Origin of the sequence: Aquipseudomonas guryensis (assembly GCF_014164785.1) — a bacterium.
GTDB lineage: Bacteria > Pseudomonadota > Gammaproteobacteria > Pseudomonadales > Pseudomonadaceae > Aquipseudomonas > Aquipseudomonas guryensis.
In genome coordinates this window covers 573,005-589,146 of sequence record NZ_JACJFN010000003.1, presented here as the reverse complement: position 1 = coordinate 589,146, position 16,142 = coordinate 573,005, and the positions used below count along the sequence as shown (strand labels likewise).

20 protein-coding genes are annotated in these 16,142 nt (G+C 65.9%); 8 read left to right on the top strand and 12 right to left on the bottom strand.

Translation table 11 applies throughout. From position 1 onward, the window contains the following. Positions 1–57: 57 nt before the first annotated feature. Together H3H45_RS14410 and H3H45_RS14405 are read left to right on the top strand one after the other, a co-directional pair. Positions 58–681, top strand: a complete 624-nt coding sequence (locus H3H45_RS14410; protein ID WP_182834428.1) for a cation transporter — start codon at positions 58–60, stop codon at positions 679–681. Beyond that, positions 674–1,009 carry a DUF3703 domain-containing protein gene (locus H3H45_RS14405; RefSeq protein WP_182834427.1) on the top strand — a complete coding sequence of 112 codons (336 nt, stop codon included), beginning with the start codon at positions 674–676 and terminating at the stop codon, positions 1,007–1,009. The genes H3H45_RS14410 and H3H45_RS14405 overlap by 8 nt, the downstream gene beginning before the upstream one ends. A 78-nt stretch (positions 1,010–1,087) precedes the next feature. Here H3H45_RS14405 and H3H45_RS14400 read toward each other — a convergent pair whose 3' ends face one another. The 6 genes from H3H45_RS14400 to H3H45_RS14375 all read right to left on the bottom strand — a co-directional run bounded on the left by H3H45_RS14400 (position 1,088) and on the right by H3H45_RS14375 (position 4,767). Further along, on the bottom strand, positions 1,088–1,306 hold the full coding sequence (locus H3H45_RS14400; RefSeq protein WP_182834426.1) for a DUF2788 domain-containing protein: 219 nt from the start codon (positions 1,304–1,306) through the stop codon (positions 1,088–1,090). A gap of 117 nt (positions 1,307–1,423) precedes the next feature. Further along, positions 1,424–1,903: an Lrp/AsnC family transcriptional regulator gene (locus tag H3H45_RS14395; protein WP_182834425.1), complete on the bottom strand. Its 480-nt coding sequence runs from the start codon at positions 1,901–1,903 to the stop codon at positions 1,424–1,426. Positions 1,904–2,282: 379 nt separating this feature from the next. Further along, positions 2,283–2,708 carry an MAPEG family protein gene (locus H3H45_RS14390; RefSeq protein ID WP_182834424.1) on the bottom strand — a complete coding sequence of 142 codons (426 nt, stop codon included), beginning with the start codon at positions 2,706–2,708 and terminating at the stop codon, positions 2,283–2,285. A 255-nt stretch (positions 2,709–2,963) separates the two neighbouring features. Then, entirely contained in the window at positions 2,964–3,848 is an 885-nt protein-coding gene (locus tag H3H45_RS14385) for a cation diffusion facilitator family transporter (protein WP_182834423.1), read from the bottom strand. Continuing rightward, positions 3,845–4,351, bottom strand: coding sequence for a DinB family protein (locus H3H45_RS14380; RefSeq protein ID WP_182834422.1), 507 nt, complete (start codon positions 4,349–4,351; stop codon positions 3,845–3,847). The genes H3H45_RS14385 and H3H45_RS14380 overlap by 4 nt, the downstream gene beginning before the upstream one ends. Further along, on the bottom strand, positions 4,351–4,767 hold the full coding sequence (locus tag H3H45_RS14375; RefSeq protein WP_182834421.1) for a polyribonucleotide nucleotidyltransferase: 417 nt from the start codon (positions 4,765–4,767) through the stop codon (positions 4,351–4,353). Before H3H45_RS14375 ends, H3H45_RS14380 begins: the two co-directional genes overlap by 1 nt. 137 nt (positions 4,768–4,904) lie before the next feature. Here H3H45_RS14375 and hrpB point away from each other — a divergent pair, with 137 nt between their 5' ends. Then, positions 4,905–7,424 (top strand): ATP-dependent helicase HrpB, encoded by a 2,520-nt coding sequence (gene hrpB, locus H3H45_RS14370; RefSeq protein WP_182834420.1) that lies wholly within the window; start codon positions 4,905–4,907, stop codon positions 7,422–7,424. Between the two features lie 154 nt (positions 7,425–7,578). On the opposite strand, the gene H3H45_RS14365 is transcribed toward hrpB, so the two are convergent. Beyond that, positions 7,579–8,319: a substrate-binding periplasmic protein gene (locus H3H45_RS14365; protein ID WP_182834419.1), complete on the bottom strand. Its 741-nt coding sequence runs from the start codon at positions 8,317–8,319 to the stop codon at positions 7,579–7,581. Between the two features lie 105 nt (positions 8,320–8,424). Beyond that, positions 8,425–9,501 (bottom strand): endonuclease/exonuclease/phosphatase family protein, encoded by a 1,077-nt coding sequence (locus H3H45_RS14360; protein WP_182834418.1) that lies wholly within the window; start codon positions 9,499–9,501, stop codon positions 8,425–8,427. Between the two features lie 99 nt (positions 9,502–9,600). Between H3H45_RS14360 and H3H45_RS14355 the strand changes: the two genes are divergently transcribed. Both H3H45_RS14355 and H3H45_RS14350 read left to right on the top strand, forming a co-directional pair. Further along, entirely contained in the window at positions 9,601–9,840 is a 240-nt protein-coding gene (locus H3H45_RS14355) for a CDGSH iron-sulfur domain-containing protein (protein ID WP_182834417.1), read from the top strand. 67 nt (positions 9,841–9,907) lie between these two features. Next, the gene (locus H3H45_RS14350; RefSeq protein WP_182834416.1) at positions 9,908–10,747 is read left to right on the top strand and encodes an SDR family oxidoreductase; all 840 of its coding nucleotides are present in this window, start codon (positions 9,908–9,910) and stop codon (positions 10,745–10,747) included. Positions 10,748–10,772: 25 nt separating this feature from the next. Here H3H45_RS14350 and H3H45_RS14345 read toward each other — a convergent pair whose 3' ends face one another. Continuing rightward, positions 10,773–11,207, bottom strand: coding sequence for a VOC family protein (locus H3H45_RS14345; RefSeq protein WP_182834415.1), 435 nt, complete (start codon positions 11,205–11,207; stop codon positions 10,773–10,775). Between the two features lie 99 nt (positions 11,208–11,306). Then, the gene (locus tag H3H45_RS14340; RefSeq protein ID WP_182834414.1) at positions 11,307–11,981 is read right to left on the bottom strand and encodes a hypothetical protein; all 675 of its coding nucleotides are present in this window, start codon (positions 11,979–11,981) and stop codon (positions 11,307–11,309) included. Positions 11,982–12,101: 120 nt separating this feature from the next. On the opposite strand from H3H45_RS14340, the gene H3H45_RS14335 reads away from it, so the two are divergent. The 3 genes from H3H45_RS14335 (at position 12,102) to H3H45_RS14325 (ending at position 14,635) form a co-directional block, all read left to right on the top strand. After that, a complete protein-coding gene (locus H3H45_RS14335; RefSeq protein ID WP_182834413.1) occupies positions 12,102–12,581 on the top strand; it encodes an NYN domain-containing protein in 480 nt (159 codons plus the stop codon). Positions 12,582–12,590: 9 nt separating this feature from the next. After that, entirely contained in the window at positions 12,591–13,193 is a 603-nt protein-coding gene (locus H3H45_RS14330) for a 3'-5' exonuclease (protein WP_182834412.1), read from the top strand. Between the two features lie 119 nt (positions 13,194–13,312). Beyond that, positions 13,313–14,635: a DEAD/DEAH box helicase gene (locus tag H3H45_RS14325; RefSeq protein WP_182834411.1), complete on the top strand. Its 1,323-nt coding sequence runs from the start codon at positions 13,313–13,315 to the stop codon at positions 14,633–14,635. A gap of 20 nt (positions 14,636–14,655) precedes the next feature. Here H3H45_RS14325 and H3H45_RS14320 read toward each other — a convergent pair whose 3' ends face one another. Beyond that, positions 14,656–15,096 carry a PAS domain-containing protein gene (locus tag H3H45_RS14320; RefSeq protein ID WP_182834410.1) on the bottom strand — a complete coding sequence of 147 codons (441 nt, stop codon included), beginning with the start codon at positions 15,094–15,096 and terminating at the stop codon, positions 14,656–14,658. 5 nt (positions 15,097–15,101) lie between these two features. Continuing rightward, entirely contained in the window at positions 15,102–16,100 is a 999-nt protein-coding gene (locus H3H45_RS14315; RefSeq protein ID WP_182834409.1) for a response regulator, read from the bottom strand. Positions 16,101–16,142 lie beyond the last annotated feature (42 nt).

The window sequence follows — 16,142 nt, the reverse complement described above, 5'->3', positions numbered from 1 at the left end:
ACCCTGTAGTCGCTACAGGCTTTAGCCTAGTCTGCATCTGAACCAAGGAGATGCCAAATGGGTGCTCATTGCTGCAATCACGACCAGGATGTCAGCCGCTCGCGGCGTTACCGCAAGATTCTGTGGCTGGCCTTGGTGGTCAACTTCGCCATGTTCGCCGTGGAGATCGGCGCCGGTCTGCGCGCGGGCTCGGTGTCGCTGCTGGCCGATTCGCTGGACTTCCTCGGCGACGCCGGCAACTACGCCATCAGCCTGTGGGTACTTGGCCTCGGCGTGGTGCTGCGCGCCCGCGCTGCGCAGTTCAAGGCGCTGAGCATGTTGTTGTTCGGTCTGGGGGTGTTGGCTGCCGCAGTCTGGCAACTATTGCAGGGCGAGGTGCCGAATGCGCCGACCATGGGCGTGGTCGGTAGCCTGGCGCTGCTGGCCAATGTCGGGGTGGCGGCGTTGCTGTATGCCTACCGCGAGGGGGACAGCAACATGCGCAGCGTCTGGCTGTGCACCCGTAACGATGCCCTGGGCAACCTAGCCGTGCTGCTCGCCGCGCTGGGGGTGTTCGGTACCGGGAGTGCCTGGCCGGATCTGCTGGTCGCGGTGATCATGGCCAGCCTGGCGATTTCTGCGGCGATCCAGGTACTACGCCAGGCGCGCGGCGAGTTGGCAGAGGTGGCCGAGCATGCGTAACGAACTGCATGAGGCCATGCTACTGGCCTTTACCGAGTCCCGTCGTGCCCTGCAGGTGGGCGACCTGCCGGCTGCCTTCATCAGCCTGGAGCGCGCGCATATCCTCAGCCAGCGCAGGCCCCTGTGGCATGCGCAGTCGCACTGGCTGATGCTGCGCGCCGGTTGGCTGGCAGGTGACTGGCGCGAGGTAGCGGGGCAGCTACCGCGCATCGTTGCCGCGCTGCTGTTCTCACTGATCTGGGTGCCGCTGGGCAATACCGGGCGGGCGCGGGTCAGTGCATTCAAGCCGATGCCAGTGTCGGAAGAGCTGCGCCGCCTGCTGGAGTAGTCAGTAAAGGCGCTGCATCCGGGCTACGCAGGTTTCGCCTTGCGGCGTTGCCGTGCCTCAGCCTCGTCCGGCCAGGCGTCAGCCGTGGATGCCGCGGGCGGCTTCGATGATGTAGGTGATGATCGGCTTGGCCAGGAAGGCGAACAGGCACAGGCCCAGGCCGAGGAACAGGATCGCCGTGCCCAGGCGGCCGGCCTTGGACTTCTTCGCCAGGTCCCAGATGATGAAGGCCATGAACACCATCAGCCCGCCCACCAGTACGTACATCATCAGGGCTTCGAACTGTTCGGTTTCCATGGTGACCTCAACGGCAATAGCAGGGGGATAAACAACGGCCGGCGATTATACGCGCGGCCAGGCAGCCTGCCAGCAGACGTTGATCGGCCTGCTTCTAGCCGATCATCAAGCCGTTACTCACTCGCGCAGATGATTGAGCGGCAGCTCGGTGCTGGCTAACACCGAGTCCAGCACGAAGCTGGAGCGCACGCTGGTCACGCCTTCGATGCGGGTTAGTTGGCCGAGGAGGAATTTCTGGTAATGGTCCATGTCCGGTACCACCACCTTGAGCTGGTAGTCGGCGTCCATCCCAGTCACCAGGCTGCATTCCAGCACCTCCGGGCATTGGCGGATCACCGCCTGGAAGTGCTCGAAGCGCTCCGGGGTGTGTCGATCCATGCCGATCAGGACGAAGGCGGTCAGGCTAAGGCCGAGCTTCTTGCGATCGAGCAGGGCCACCTGGCGGGTGATATAGCCGTCGTCTTCCAGTTGCTTGACCCGCCGCGAGCAGGGCGAAGGCGACAGGCCGATGCGTTCGGCCAGCTCCTGATTGGAGATGCGCGCGTCGCGCTGCAATTCGGCGAGGATGCGCAGGTCGTAGCGGTCGAGCTTGTTCATTATTGGGCTTCTATGTGTTCGGATTGCGCTGATTAATCTAACAGTGGTTTAAAATTGCGCAAGTAATCTATTAATGAGCAATATTCGCAATCCTTGGTCGCTCTCGCTTGGTTAAGCTTTCCCACAGTTTCATGGCCCGGACGTTGAAGTCCACCCGCAACGCCCAATCAGGTGTCGCGGTGCCGGCGGTCCTACCGGATCGCGCAGGCTCCCGGGTCCGCACCGCCCAACCAGGCGGGCGAGGAAAGCGGCGACACCATCGCCCGTGCCGGACAGGAAAAAGGGGAGGCCATGTGCCTCCCCTTTTTCTTGTCTGTGATTTGTCTGCCTCAGGCTCCCGTAGGAGCAACTTCAGCCGCCAACAGTACGCCAGCTGGGGCTAGACCAGGCCGCCCAAACGCAACAGCCACCAGGCCAGGATCAGCAGTTGCGCCAGGAAGCCAGCGAAGCGCAGCCAGACGAACAGTGGGCGGGTGCTGATCAGGTGCATGCTCGACTGGAACAGCCGCGCACCGAGCAACACACAGGCCAGCGGGTCGGTCAGCGCGGTCTGCCCACTGGCGATGGCATAGAGCAGCACGGCTGCCAGCAATGGCAGGTTTTCCACGCAGTTGGCATGGGCGCGCACCAGGCGTTGGCCAAACGCGCTGGGCGTGTTGCTGCCGTCCGGGGCGAAGGCGTTGACCCGCATCCTGCCGCTGAACACCAGTAGGCCGCGTTGGTTGACCAGCAGGAAGACCAGCAACAGAGACCAGGCCACCAGGCCGAGCAGGGCAATCGCGCTGGGGTTCAGGGGAACAGGCATGCAGCACCTCGATGTTGTTATTAGGAGGGGTGGGGCTGCACCAGCTTAGAGTTTTTAGAGCAATTGCTCTAGTTGATTTTACGCAAACGATGCACGGCCTTTACCCTGGCTTTACACGGGTTCTGGGAGACTGCTCGGAGTAACTTCGGAGACTCTGGCATGCGCCGTACCCCCATCGTCCTGGCCGATATCGGCATCCTCCTGCTGCTCGGCCTGACGCCTTTGCTGCCAGCCTTGACGCCAACGATTGAGCCGTCAGTGCGGCACGGCGTCGATCGGGTCGGGGTGTACCAGCACCTCGGCGCGCGGGAATTCGCTGCGGATCGCCCGCTCCGCCAGCTCGCACAGACGATGAGCCTCTAGCAGCGGCAGCTCGCCCGGCAGCTCCAGGTGCAGCTGGACGAACCAGTGGGTGCCGGAAACCCGCGTGCGCAGGTCATGGGCGCCAAGTACGCCAGGCACTGAGCAGGCCAGCAGGTGCATGCGCTCGCTGACCTCCAGCGCCAGCTCTTGGTCCATCAGCACGGCCACCGCCTCGCGCATGATGCTCAGCGCACTCCACAGGATGTAGGCGGCTATCCCCAAGCCGAACAGCGCATCCAGTTGCTGCCAACCGAAGGCGGCCAGTACCAGGGCCAGCAGGATGCTGCCGTTGAGCAGCAGGTCGGAGCGGTAATGCAGCGAGTCGGCGCGGATCGCCGTGGAGCCGGTGAGCTTGACCACATGGCCCTGGAACAGCAGCAGGCCGGCGGTCATGGCCAGCGACAGCAGCATAACGGCGATACCCAGGGCAGGGGCTCCGAGCGGTTGCGGATGCTGCAGACGCTCGACCGCCTGGACGGCCACCAGCACCGCACTGGCGCCAATAAACAGCGCCTGGCCGAGGCCAGCCAGGGCTTCGGCCTTGCCGTGGCCATAACGGTGATCGTCATCGGCCGGGCGCAGGGCGTAATGCACGGCAATCAGGTTGAGCAGCGAAGCGGCACTGTCCAGCAAGGAGTCTGTGAGACCGGCGAGCAGGCTGACCGAGCCGCTCAGCCACCAGGCCACGGCCTTGGCCAGCGTCAGCAGCAGGGCAGTAGCCAGCGCCGCGCCACTGGCAAGGCGCAGCAGGCGGGCGTGCTGCGGTTCGATCTTCATGGCAGTTCGGGCAGGGCGTAGATGTAGTCGAGTACTGGTGCGGCCTGGCCCATGGCGGTCAGCGCGGCGCTGATCTGGCCGCGGTGGTGGGTGCCGTGGTTGACCAGGTGCGGGATGATCTCGGCCAGCGGGCGCATATGCTGTTCGCCGGCCATATTGCGGTAGGCGATCGGCGCCAGCAGGTCGGCATCCTCCAGCCCATCGAGCAGGTCGCGCCAGGCGGCGACGCCCATTTCCAGGTAGTTCTCCAGCGCGGCACGCTCGCTGAGCACCTCGACATCCAGACGCTCGAAGGGCTGCGCCTCGAAGCGCGCCCGTGCCAGCCACAGGCGGTCGGCCACGGCCAGGTGGTTGAGGGTGCCATGGATGCTGCCGAAGAACAGACCGCAGGGCGCGCGGTACTGTTCCTCGCTGAGGCTCGCCAGCTGTCCGCACAGGCGCATGTAGGCCCAGCCATGGTAGGCCAGCAGACGCTGCAGGTGGTTGGCGAGCACTCGGTTCATCAGGCCTCCGTGCGCAGGCCGTAGGCGGCCAGCTGCTCGATATTGCCACTGTGCTGAATCAGGCGCGGATCGTCGAGAGGTAGCTCCTGGCCGGTTTCCCGCAGGATGATGGCCTTGAGCTTGGCCTGATCGACCTGGCCGTCGGCGCCGATGGCATCCTGCAGCTGCTCGGGGGCCACCGAGTACTGGCCGGCCGGCAGGTAGATGGCGCCAGTGGCGAAGTCGATGCCGAAGGCGATCAGCCCGGGGATCACGTAGAACAGGATGCCGATGGCGTTCAGTCCGGCGACCAGCGGGTCGATGCGGCCTTCGATCTGGCCACGGCGGTCGGGGAAGAACAGCGTGCCGCAGGCGCTCAGCTGGGTGAGCAGGGTGGCCGCCAGGATGCCGCCGATAACACGGGAACGCATGTGCATGAGCACCTCCATAAATTCGAGCCGGCACTATACCAAGGCCGCCATTGCAGGTGGATGGCTGAACTTCAGACCGTGCAGGAGCTGCCCGGTTCGGCAGTGGCACAGCCTATAATCGCCGCCTTGTTTGCGGAGCCGCCATGACCCCCTTACCCATAGACGCCGTTTTGCCTGCCCTGCGCGCCGCCCTGGCCGAGCGCCACGAGGCCGTGCTGGAAGCCCCGCCCGGCGCCGGCAAGACCACCCGCGTGCCGCTGGCCCTGCTCGACGAAGCCTGGCTGGCCGGGCAGCGCATCCTCATGCTCGAACCGCGCCGCCTGGCGGCGCGGGCCGCCGCCGAGCGCTTGGCCAGCGAGCTGGGTGAGCAGGTCGGCGAAACGGTCGGTTACCGCATCCGCCTGGAGAGCAAGGTCGGCCCGCGCACACGCATCGAGGTGGTCACTGAAGGCATCCTCGCCCGCCGCCTGCAGGATGATCCGGCGCTGGAGGGCGTCGGTCTGGTCATTTTTGACGAGTTCCACGAGCGCAGCCTAGATGCTGACCTGGCGCTGGCCCTGACCCTTAACGGCCGCGAGCTGCTGCGCGACGATCCGCCGCTGAAGGTGCTGCTGATGTCGGCGACCCTGGAAGGCGAGCGCCTGTCGCGCCTGCTTAATGATGCTTCGGTGGTGTCCAGTGAAGGGCGCATGCATCCGGTGGATATCCGCTGGGGCAGCCCGTTCCAGCCCGGCGAGTGGATCGAGCAGCGCGTCACGCAGACCGTGCTGCAGGCCCTGGCCGATGAGCCGGGCAGCCTGTTGCTGTTCCTTCCCGGCCAGGCCGAGATCCGTCGGGTGCATGAACAACTGGCGGAAGCCTTGCGGGGGCGCGATGAGATCCTGCTCTGCCCGCTGCATGGCGAGCTGGACCTGAGCGCCCAGCGTGCGGCTATCGAGGCGGCGCCGGCGGGCAAGCGCAAGGTGGTGCTGGCGACCAATATCGCCGAGACCAGCCTGACCATCGACGGCGTGCGCGTGGTGGTGGATGCCGGCCTGGCGCGGGTGCCACGCTTCGACCCGGCCAGCGGCATGACCCGCCTGGACACCCAGCGCATCTCCCGCGCTAGCGCCACCCAGCGTGCCGGCCGGGCCGGGCGCCTGGAACCGGGTGTGTGTTATCGGCTGTGGTCGCAGGCCCAGCACGAGCAGTTGGCCGCTTACGGCACGGCGGAAATCCTCGCGGCCGACCTGGCCGGCCTGGCTTTGCAGCTGGCGCGCTGGGGTGTCGAGCCCGGCGAGCTGGCCTTTCTCGATGCACCGCCGGCCGCGCCGTTCGCTCAGGCCCGCGAGCTGCTGCAGCGCCTCGGCGCCCTGGACGGGCGCGGTGTATTGACGCCACACGGCCAGGCCATGGCAGAGCTGCCGGCGCACCCGCGCATCGCCCATCTGCTGTTGCGCGGCCAGGCCCTGGGCCTGGGCAACCTGGCCTGTGACCTGGCTGCGTTGCTCGGCGAGCGCGACATCCTGCGTGGCGCCGGCGCCGACCTGCACAGCCGCATTGCCCTGCTCAGCGGCGAGGACAAGGCCCAGCGCGGCGCCAAGGGCGGTGTGCAGCGCGCGCGCCAGCTGGCCCGGCAGTTTCGTAGCTACCTGCGTGGCCCGGCCCGCGAGGCGGTGGCCGATGCCGGGCATCCGCGCTGGCTCGGCTGCCTGCTGGCGTTTGCCTATCCGGATCGGGTCGCCCGCCAGCGCCGTGCGGGGGGCGGCGACTACCGCCTGGCCAACGGCCGTGCGGCGCAGTTCGGCGAGCCGGATGCCTTGATGAAACACGAGTGGCTGGTGATCGCCGACCTCGGCAGTCGCCAGGGCCAGCGCGAGGAGCGCATCTATCTGGCCGCCGATCTCGATCCCACGCTGTTCGACGGCGTGCTGGCCGAACAGGTCAGCCAGGTCGAGGAGCTGGAGTGGGACGAGCGCGAAGGCGTGTTGCGTGCCGAACGTCAGCGCAAGATCGGCGCGCTGGTGCTCAGCAGCGAGGCTTTGAGTGGCCTGGACGACAGTGCACGGGCGCGCGCCCTGCTTGGCCTGGTGCGGCGCAAGGGCCTGGAGCTGCTGCCCTGGACGCCCGAACTGCGCCAGTGGCAGGGGCGGGTGGCGCTGCTGCGGCGGTTGGACCTGCAGGACAAGGGCGCCAGTGCCTGGCCCGACCTCAGTGATGCGGCGTTGCTGGCCAGTTTGGAAGACTGGTTGCAGCCCTATCTGGGCAAGGTCAGCCGGCTCAGTCATTTTGCCAACCTGGAGCTGCCCGGCATCCTCGCCGGCCTGCTGCCCTGGCCGCTGCCGCAGCAGCTCGACGAGCTGGCGCCGCGCAGCCTGGCTGTGCCGTCCGGCTCACGTATCGGCATCGACTACAGCGAGGAGCCGCCGGTGCTGGCGGTGCGTCTGCAGGAGCTGTTCGGCCTGGCCGCCACCCCGCGCATCGCCGGCGGCCGTCTGGGGCTCAAGCTGCACCTGCTGTCGCCGGCGCGGCGCCCGGTGCAGGTGACCCAGGACCTGGCCAGCTTCTGGGCCAACACCTACCTGGAGGTGAAGAAGGATCTCAAGGGGCGTTACCCGAAACACTATTGGCCAGATGACCCGCTGATCGCCGAGCCGACGGCACGAGCCAAGCCGCGCAAATAAGGGGCAGAGATCTGGGTGATCTTTTGGGGCTACGCAATGCCACCCAGGCAGGCGATCTAGCAACCTTGTGCGCAAGCCTTGTGCAGGGCGCGTAGCAGAGACCCTCTGCCGGCTTTCTGGTGTGCATGGCGCCCCCCTTTGCGAGGACAGGTGCTTAGCGCACGTTGAGGTCGGCGCCTGCTGCCTGCAGTTCGTCATAGGCGCGATCCAGGGCCTCGAGCAGGATGGCGCTGCCTTCGACATGGCGCGAAGCGACAAAGCGTAGTTGCAGGCTATGCAGTACGGTGAATGGCAGGGGCTCGGCGCCCAGGCTCTTGATGACCTGTTCGACCGGCTGCTGGTAGTCGACGAGGAAGTCGCCGCGATGGCGCTGGAGCATTTCCAGGGCGGCCTGGTGGGTGCTGGTGCGATGGGTGATCAGGCCCAGGCTCGGGTCGTTGAGCATGTCGTTGACCGCTTTCCAGTAGCTGTAGCCGCTGATCAGGATGATGCCGCGCCCGGCCAGGTCTTCGGGGATCTTCGGCTTGGGCGTGTCCTTGCGGTAGTAAAGCGCCAGGTTGATCTCGCCGAAGTGGTTGCGCGCCTCCAGGGTATGGCCGCGTAGCTCGGTCTTGCCGCCTGCACCTGGCCACAGCTGCACGCTGCCATCCTGCAGGCCGGCATACAGACGCGCGCCCGGAAACGAGCGGTAGATGCCACGGTAGCCGGCATGGCGGAGCAGGCGCTCGGTCAGGGCCAGCACGCTGCCGCGTGGCTGGCCATCTTCACCGGTCCAGGAATAGGGCGGGAACTCGTAATAGCCGACAGTTACCGGATGCAGGTTATCGGCCGCCTGGATCTGTGCGCCAGCGCAGCAGACCCAGGCCAGTAGGGCAGCTAAAAAAAGTCTTGGCATCGTCTACTTCGCGGCTCTGCGGCCGTCTTGTTGTTATTGCATACTGCAAGTGAGCCTGAGCATGGCGGCAGCTGTGGGCTTTGTCCAGCGCCCCGGTCTGACTGGTCAGTCGAGCGGCAGCAGCAGGCGTGCGCTAACCGGCAGGTGGTCGGAAATACGCTGCGTATCGCTACTCCGTACCTGCGCATCGAGCCTTACCAGGCGGGGGCTGTAAAGCAGGTAATCGACCGTGCGATCGGCAGCGTTGAGCTGCGGGTCGTTGGGCTGCTGGGTGTGCCAGGCGGCTTGTTCGGCCTCCTGCGCGGTGGGAATGCTCGGGTAGCGCGCCAGCAGCGGCGTCAGTTCGCTCTGCGCCTGGAAGTGCTGACGTTGGGCGGCGCCGAGCTGCTGGTATTGCGGGCCAGGTGGCAGTCGATTGAGGTCGCCGGCAAACAGCCAGGGCGTGCGCTGGCTTTCCAACTGGTCGAGCAGGCTGCCGGACATGGCGACCTGACGGGCACCGTCGTCGCTGGCACGACTGGGTTCGGCCAATTGGGTGTTGATTGCCACCAGCTCCTGGCCGTTGGCCAGCGGCAGGTAGCTGGTCAGCAGCGCATGCTGGGGCTGGAACTGGCGGCTCAGCAGGTTGCTGCGCACGCGTGGCAGCTGCAGGCGCTCCGCGCGGGCAATGCGCACGCGGCTGAGGGTGGCCAGCTGCATGCCGACGCTGCCCATGATCTGTGGGTGCGGGACGAAGGCGGCCTGCCAGTAGAAGGTCGCCGCACTGCAGGGGTAGAGGTCGTTGAGGCGTTCCTGCAGCAGCTGCAGCTGGTTCTGGTAGTCAGTGGCACGGGCGCCGTTGTGCAATTCCTGCAGCAGCACCAGGTCCGGCTGCTCGTCGCGGATCACCCGCGCCACTTCATCGAGGTTGTAGGCCAGGTCGGTCGCGGTCGGGCGTTGATCCTGGCCGTCGGCCAGGTCATGCCAGAACACGTAGCGCTTGCCGGCGAGGAACTGCACGTTCCAGGTCATCACCTTGAGGGCCTGGCCGGGTTGCAGCACAGGAGCATTGGCTGGGCAGATCAGGCTGGCCGGCTCGCGGGCGGCCGGGTGCCAGGTCAGGCTGTAGACCAGCGCCGCGAGAATGATGGCGCTGCTCAGCAGGCCGAGCAGAAGGAGGCGCAGGGGGCGGGGCAGGGTCATCGGCCGGGCTGGACTATGCTGGAAGGACACGAGCATACCCGAGATGCGCGCCCGCAGCATGCCGCGGCACGCTGACTGCCAGTGCCCAGGAGGTTGTCGATGAGTGAGGTGCAGATTGCCCAGCGCGGCCCTTATGCCGTGGATGTGGTGGCCGGTCAGGATTACTTCTGGTGCCGCTGCGGGCGCAGTGGCAAACAGCCGTTCTGCGATGGATCACACCAGGGCACTGACCTGCGCCCGTTGAAGCTGCATGCCGAGCGCAGCGAGACCCTGTATTTCTGTGGCTGCAAGCACAGCCAGACGCCACCCTTGTGCGATGGTACGCACAATGATCTGTAGCGCATAAGCTGTTGCTGCTCGCCGGCTTATTTGCGCGGCGGCGGATTGCACAACCACGGGGGCTCGCATGTATCGCAAGGTTTTCGCCAACAAGGTATTCGAACGCAAGGTGGTGCTGGTCACCGGTGGCTGTGCCGGCATCGGCCGCGCCCTGGCCATGCGCCTGGCCCAGGCCGGCGCCCGCCTGGTAATCCTCGATCTGCAGCAGACCGAGCTGGACAGCCTGGTGCAGCACCTGCGCGACCACCACAACTGCGATGCCCTCGGCTTGCGCTGTGACGTGGCCGATGCGCTGGCGGTCGAGCAGGCCATAGCCCTTGCCTGCGAACGCTTTGGCGGCATCGACGTGCTGATCAACAACGCCGGCATCACCCACCGCAGCACCTTCGCCGAGACCGAGCTGGCGGTGTTCCAGCGAATCATGGCGGTCAACTATTTCGGCGCCGTGCATTGCACCCGGGCCGCGCTGCCCAGCCTGATCGCCCGGCGTGGGCAGATCATCGTGCTCAGCTCGCTGTCCGGCTTCGCTCCATTGCTTTATCGCAGTGCCTACAACGCCAGCAAGCATGCCCTGCACGGCCTGTTCGAAACTTTGCGTGCCGAACTCAAGGGCTCGGGGGTGAATGTGATGCTGGTGTGTCCGGGGTTCACCGCCACCGACCTGCGCAAGAATGCCCTGGTCGGCGATGGCTCGATGGCCCAGCAACCGCCGTTGGCCATCGGCAAGGTGGCTTCGGCCCAGGACGTGGCCGACGCCATTTATCGCGGTGCGTTGCAGCGTCGGCGCTTGCTGGTGCTGTCCAACATCAACTGGCGCGCACGGCTGCTGGCGCGCTTCTTCCCGCGCCTGTTCGAGCGCGTGCTGCTGCCGCGCTTATCCGGCTTGAAGCCGGGTTCCAGCCGCTAGCTGCGATTGCCGATACGAACCGCGTTCAGTGGTTGTGTGGTTCGGTATACAGCTCGTAGACCTGTTCCATGTCCCAGTAGGCGGCTTCGATCTTGTGCCCGTCGAGGTCACGCACGAAGCAGCCATAGTAGGGCTCGCCATAGTCCGGACGTGGCCCGGGCGGGCCGTCGGGGCTGGCGCCTGCTTCCAGGGCTGCAGCGTAGAAGGCCTGCACGGCCTCCTTGTCTGGGGCGACGAAGCCGAAGTGGGTGCCGTTGCCAACATTCGCCGGCTGGCCGTTGATCGGTGTCTGCACCCAGAACTCCGGGTATTCGCGGCCCCAGGCCACCGCACCGGGATGGGCCAGGATGCGCTTGCAACCGAGGGTGGCCAGAACCTTGTCGTAGAAGGCCACGGCCTGGTCGAAGCGGTTGCTGCCAATCGACACATGGGACAGGATGCTGGGGTTCGGCTCGGACATGTTGATTCCTCCCTGGATAAACCCAACCGGTTAGCCTAGCGGCCTGTCTGGCGAATTCAACTACCCAGGTTCGCTTGCACAAGCTCGCCGCAGCGGCTGCTAGCTGCTATGGCTTTCCTCTGCCGGTTGCGGGGTGCAGAGCATGAAGCAGCGGAACAGCACCACCGTGGAGAACAGCTGGAGGAAGCCGTTGAAGATGTCCAGCAGCAGGCTGCCGACCGCGTCCGGCTGTTCGCCGAGCAGCTGCAGGGTCCAGTCGTCGAGCAGCCACAACGGCACGATCACCAGCAGCACGCAGGCCAGCAGCGACCAGAAGTGCCCGATGGTTAGCATGAAGCTTTCCCGCATCGCCTGCAGCGGCGTCAGCCCGCGCAGCACCAGCAGGTACTCGGCGAATGCCAGCTTGACCATCACCCACAGCGCCGGCAGGACAAAGGCCTGCGCGGCCAGCATGATCAGCAGGGTGCTCAGCCCGGCCAGCACGGCGAAGCTCGGCCATTGCAGCACGCTGGCCGCCAGCAGGTTGCGCAGGCTCGGCCGGCGCCCTTGGCTGCGCGCGTCGAGAAACAGGATCAGCGCGGCACTGTACAGTGGGTAGATGGCTAGGCCGACCAGCAGTTCGTAGGTGGGCGAGTGCTCGACCGGCACCAGGCCGGCGACCACCGCGCGCAGCAGGCACTCCAAGGCAATCAGCGGCAGACACAGCGGCGCAATACTGTGCAGGTTGCGGCTGCAGAAGAGGAAGGAGTCGCGCAGGACGCTGAGTGGGTTCATGGCTGGTTTCGCGGCAGTGCTTCAGCTTTTACTTTAGCCGATGGCCGGGGCGGGGGAACATGGCGCGCATTGCGACAGGCTGACGCATAATGGCCGCCGCTTTCATTGCCAGGCCACCCCGTGAAGAAAATCGCCCTGTTCGCCGATGTACAGAACCTCTACTACACCGTGCGCCAGGCCCATGGCTGCCACTTCAACTATGCCGCCCTGTGGGCCGAGGTCAGTGGCGGTGGGCAGATCGTCGAGGCCTACGCCTATGCCATCGACCGGGGCGACCCCAAGCAGCGGCAGTTCCAGCAGATCCTGCGCAACCTGGGCTTCGAGGTGCGCCTGAAGCCCTTTATCCAGCGCAGCGACGGCTCGGCCAAGGGCGATTGGGACGTAGGCATCTGCATCGATGTGCTGGATGCTGCGCCACGGGTCGATGAAGTGGTGCTGGCTTCCGGCGATGGTGACTTCGACCTGTTGCTGGACAAAGTGCGCAGCGCCCACGGGGTTAGCAGCTGCGTGTATGGCGTGCCCGGGCTGACCGCCAACTCGCTGATCCGCGCCGCCGACCACTATGTGCCGGTTGAAGGCGCACTGTTGCTGAAAAACTAAGGACGCTGGATGCAGGACCGTATTGCCGTAATCGACTTTGAAACCACTGGCATGTCGCCGGCGCAGAATGCCCGGCCGACCGAGATCGGCGTGGCGATCATCGAGGGCGGGCAGATCGTCGAGCGCTACCAGAGCCTGATGAATGCCGGGGCGTGGATTCCGCCGTTCATCGAGCAGCTCACCGGCATCAGCAATGCCATGGTGCGCAGCGCGCCGCCGGTGGCCAAGGTGATGGGCGAGGTAGCCGATTTCGTCGGCAGCACGCCCTTGTTGGCGCACAACGCCGCCTTCGACTCGAAGTTCTGGGACGCCGAACTGGCCCTGCTGCGCCGCCGGCGCAGCCAGGAATTCGCCTGCTCGCTGCTGCTGGCGCGCCGGCTGTTGCCGGAGGCGCCCAGCCACAAGCTGGGCAACCTCAATCGCTGGGCCAGCCTGCCGGACACCGGCCAGGCCCACCGCGCGCTGGCCGATGCGGAGATGGCGGCCAACCTGACCCTGCTGCTGGCCAGCCGCCTGCGCGAACGCTACGGCGTGGCCGAAGTCAGCCATGCCTACCTGTGCGGCCTGCAGAAACTCTCGGCGGCCAAGGTGCGCGCGCTGCTCAAGGCGTAGCCCGGAGGTAATCCGGGGTAGGGCATGGGGCGCGGAGTTCCCGGATTGCATCCGGGCTACATGATCCGCACGCAGCAGGTAAACTTGCGCCCTGTTCTCCCTTTTGCCGGTTACCTGCCATGACTTTCGCCGCCCTCGGCCTGATCGACCCCCTGCTGCGCGCCCTCGACAGCCTCGACTACCGCACCCCGACACCGGTGCAGAAGGAGGCGATCCCCGCCGTGCTCAAGGGCCGCGATCTGCTCGCCGCGGCGCAGACCGGCACTGGCAAGACCGCCGGTTTCGCCCTGCCGCTGCTGCAAAAACTGACCATGGAAGGCGGCCAGGTGGCGAGCAACTCGGTGCGTGCCCTGGTGCTGGTGCCGACCCGCGAGCTGGCCGAGCAGGTGCACCAGAGCATCCTGCAGTACGGGCAGAACCTGCCGCTGCGTACCTATGCGGTGTACGGCGGGGTCAGCATCAACCCGCAGATGATGAAACTGCGCAAGGGCATCGACCTGCTGGTGGCCACGCCTGGCCGGCTGCTCGACCTGTACCGGCAGAACGCGGTGAAGTTCAACCAGCTGCAAGCGCTGGTGCTGGACGAGGCCGACCGTATGCTCGACCTGGGCTTCGCCCGCGAGCTGGACGAAGTGTTCTGCGCCCTGCCGAAAAAGCGTCAGACCCTGCTGTTTTCCGCGACCTTTTCCGAGGCCATCCGGACCATGGCCAAGGAGCTGCTGCACGACCCGCTGAGCGTCGAGGTCAGCCCGCGCAACGCCGCGGCGCAGAGCGTCAAGCAGTGGCTGGTGACGGTGGACAAGAAGCGCAAGAGTGAACTGTTCCTGCACCTCTATCGCAGCCAGCGCTGGGACCAGGTGCTGGTGTTCGTGAAGACGCGCAAGGGCGTCGACGAGCTGGAAAAACTGCTGCTGGCCGAAGGCATCGCCGCCGACTCGATTCACGGTGACAAGCCGCAGCCGTCGCGCCTGCGCGCCCTGCAGCGCTTCAAGGACGGCGAAGTGCGGGTGCTGGCGGCCACCGATGTGGCGGCCCGTGGCCTGGATATCGACGACCTGCCGCTGGTGGTCAACCTCGACCTGCCGATCGTTGCCGAGGACTACGTGCACCGCATCGGCCGTACCGGCCGGGCTGGGGCTACCGGCCAAGCGGTGTCGCTGGTGTGCGCCGACGAAGTGCAACTGCTCTCGGCCATTGAAGTGCTGATCCGCCAGACCTTGCGTCGGGTCGACGAGCCGGGCTTCGAGCCGGATCATCGGGTGCCGCAGACCGATGCCAGTGGCCAGGTGCTGAAGAAACCGAAAAAGCCGAAGAAGCCCAAGGTGGTGGGCGGCAAGGCCGGCCTGGGCAAGTGGCTGGAGAGCGAAGAACCGGCCGCGCCGGTGGTCAAGGCGGTGCGCAAGGCTCCGAGCTTCGGTGGCAAGGCGAAGAAGAGACCCTGATCGGTCTGCCCGCGTTGTAGCTACGGAGCCTGGTTGCCGCGCTTATGCATGGCCGCATCGGTCATGTCGTAGAGCATCACGCAGACATGCTCGATCTCGCCCATGGCGGCCAGCGGCAGGATAGTGACGTTCTGGTACATGAAGTCGGCCTGCCCGGTGATTGGCTGATAGCTCTTGAAGTGCAGCAGGTAGGGGCGCTGTTCCCACAGGCTGAAGGCACGGGTGCCCAGTTGCACCACGGTTTCCACCTTACGCCGGAACCAGGCCTCGTCGACTTCGCCGAACAGCTCGAACAGGCAGTGCCCTTGCACCTCGTCGGAGCCCAGGCCGGAATGGTTCTCCATGAAGCTGTTCCACACCTCGATGCGGTAGGCGCGATCCAACACGATCACGCCGACATCCAGGCACTGCACGATATCGAGCAGCCAGTGCAACTCCTTGATGTCGATCTGCGCGGGCATCAGGGTTACTCCATCAGGTACTGAATTTTCTTGGTCAGGCGCGCCAGCGAGTCTTCGGTGAACAGCAGCAGCAGATCGAAATGCACTGCGTGGCCTTCCAGGCTGTAGCTGATTTCTACCGCCAGGGTCTGCTTCCAGCGCTGCTGGTTGAGGCCGATCAGTTGTTCGATGGAGGCGTGCTGGCCGAGCAGTTGCGGGTGGCCCTGGGAGAAGCGCACGTCAATCTGTTCGGCGATCCCGGACAGACAGGCGCCAATCAGGATGCTCGCCAGGTCGAGCAGCATCTCCGAGGTCTCCGTGTCGTTCTGTGGCTGCCAGCCGAGCAGGCGGGCGATGTCGCCGGTCTCCGAATCATGGAACAGCAGCAGTGCCTCGCCGGCAATCGCATCACCAATGAAGCCCTGGCACACCGCACTCAGGCGCTCGCCGCTCTGCGCATCGAGCAGGGCCATGTGCAGTTCGCTGACCTCGAAGATGTTGACGTTGGGGATCGGCAGGCGCACGAAGACCTTCAGCACCTTGGCCAACAGGGCCGCGGCCCGGCCCATGGCGACGTTGCTGACCTCGCGCAGGGCGTCGCGAAAGTTGACCTTGAGCGCCAGCTCGGACCTTGGCTGGGGCGGCTCATGGATGGCCGGCGGGTGGTACAGGCCCAGGCGCATCAGTGTGGCGCGCAGTTCCTCGGGTGCTGCCGGTTTCTTGATGAAACCCAGCGCGCCGAGTTCCTGCACGCGGCGCAGGGCTTCTTCCTGGACATCGCCGGAGACCACTACCACCTTGCACTGCAGGCCTTCACTGCGTAGCTGGGCGAGTACCTGATAGCCGTCCATGACCGGCATGGTCAGGTCGAGCAGCACCACCTGGCCAAGGCCCTGGCGGATGGCCGCGAGGCCTTCTTCACCCTGGGTGGCCTGGGTGATGCTCACCGGCCAGTCGGCCGGCAGGGCGCGAATCAGCTGCTTGCGCGCCATGGCGGAGTCGTCGCAGATCAGAAGCGGAATCACCGGGCGATACCACGCTGAAAATTCGAGGGGAGTTACCGCCCA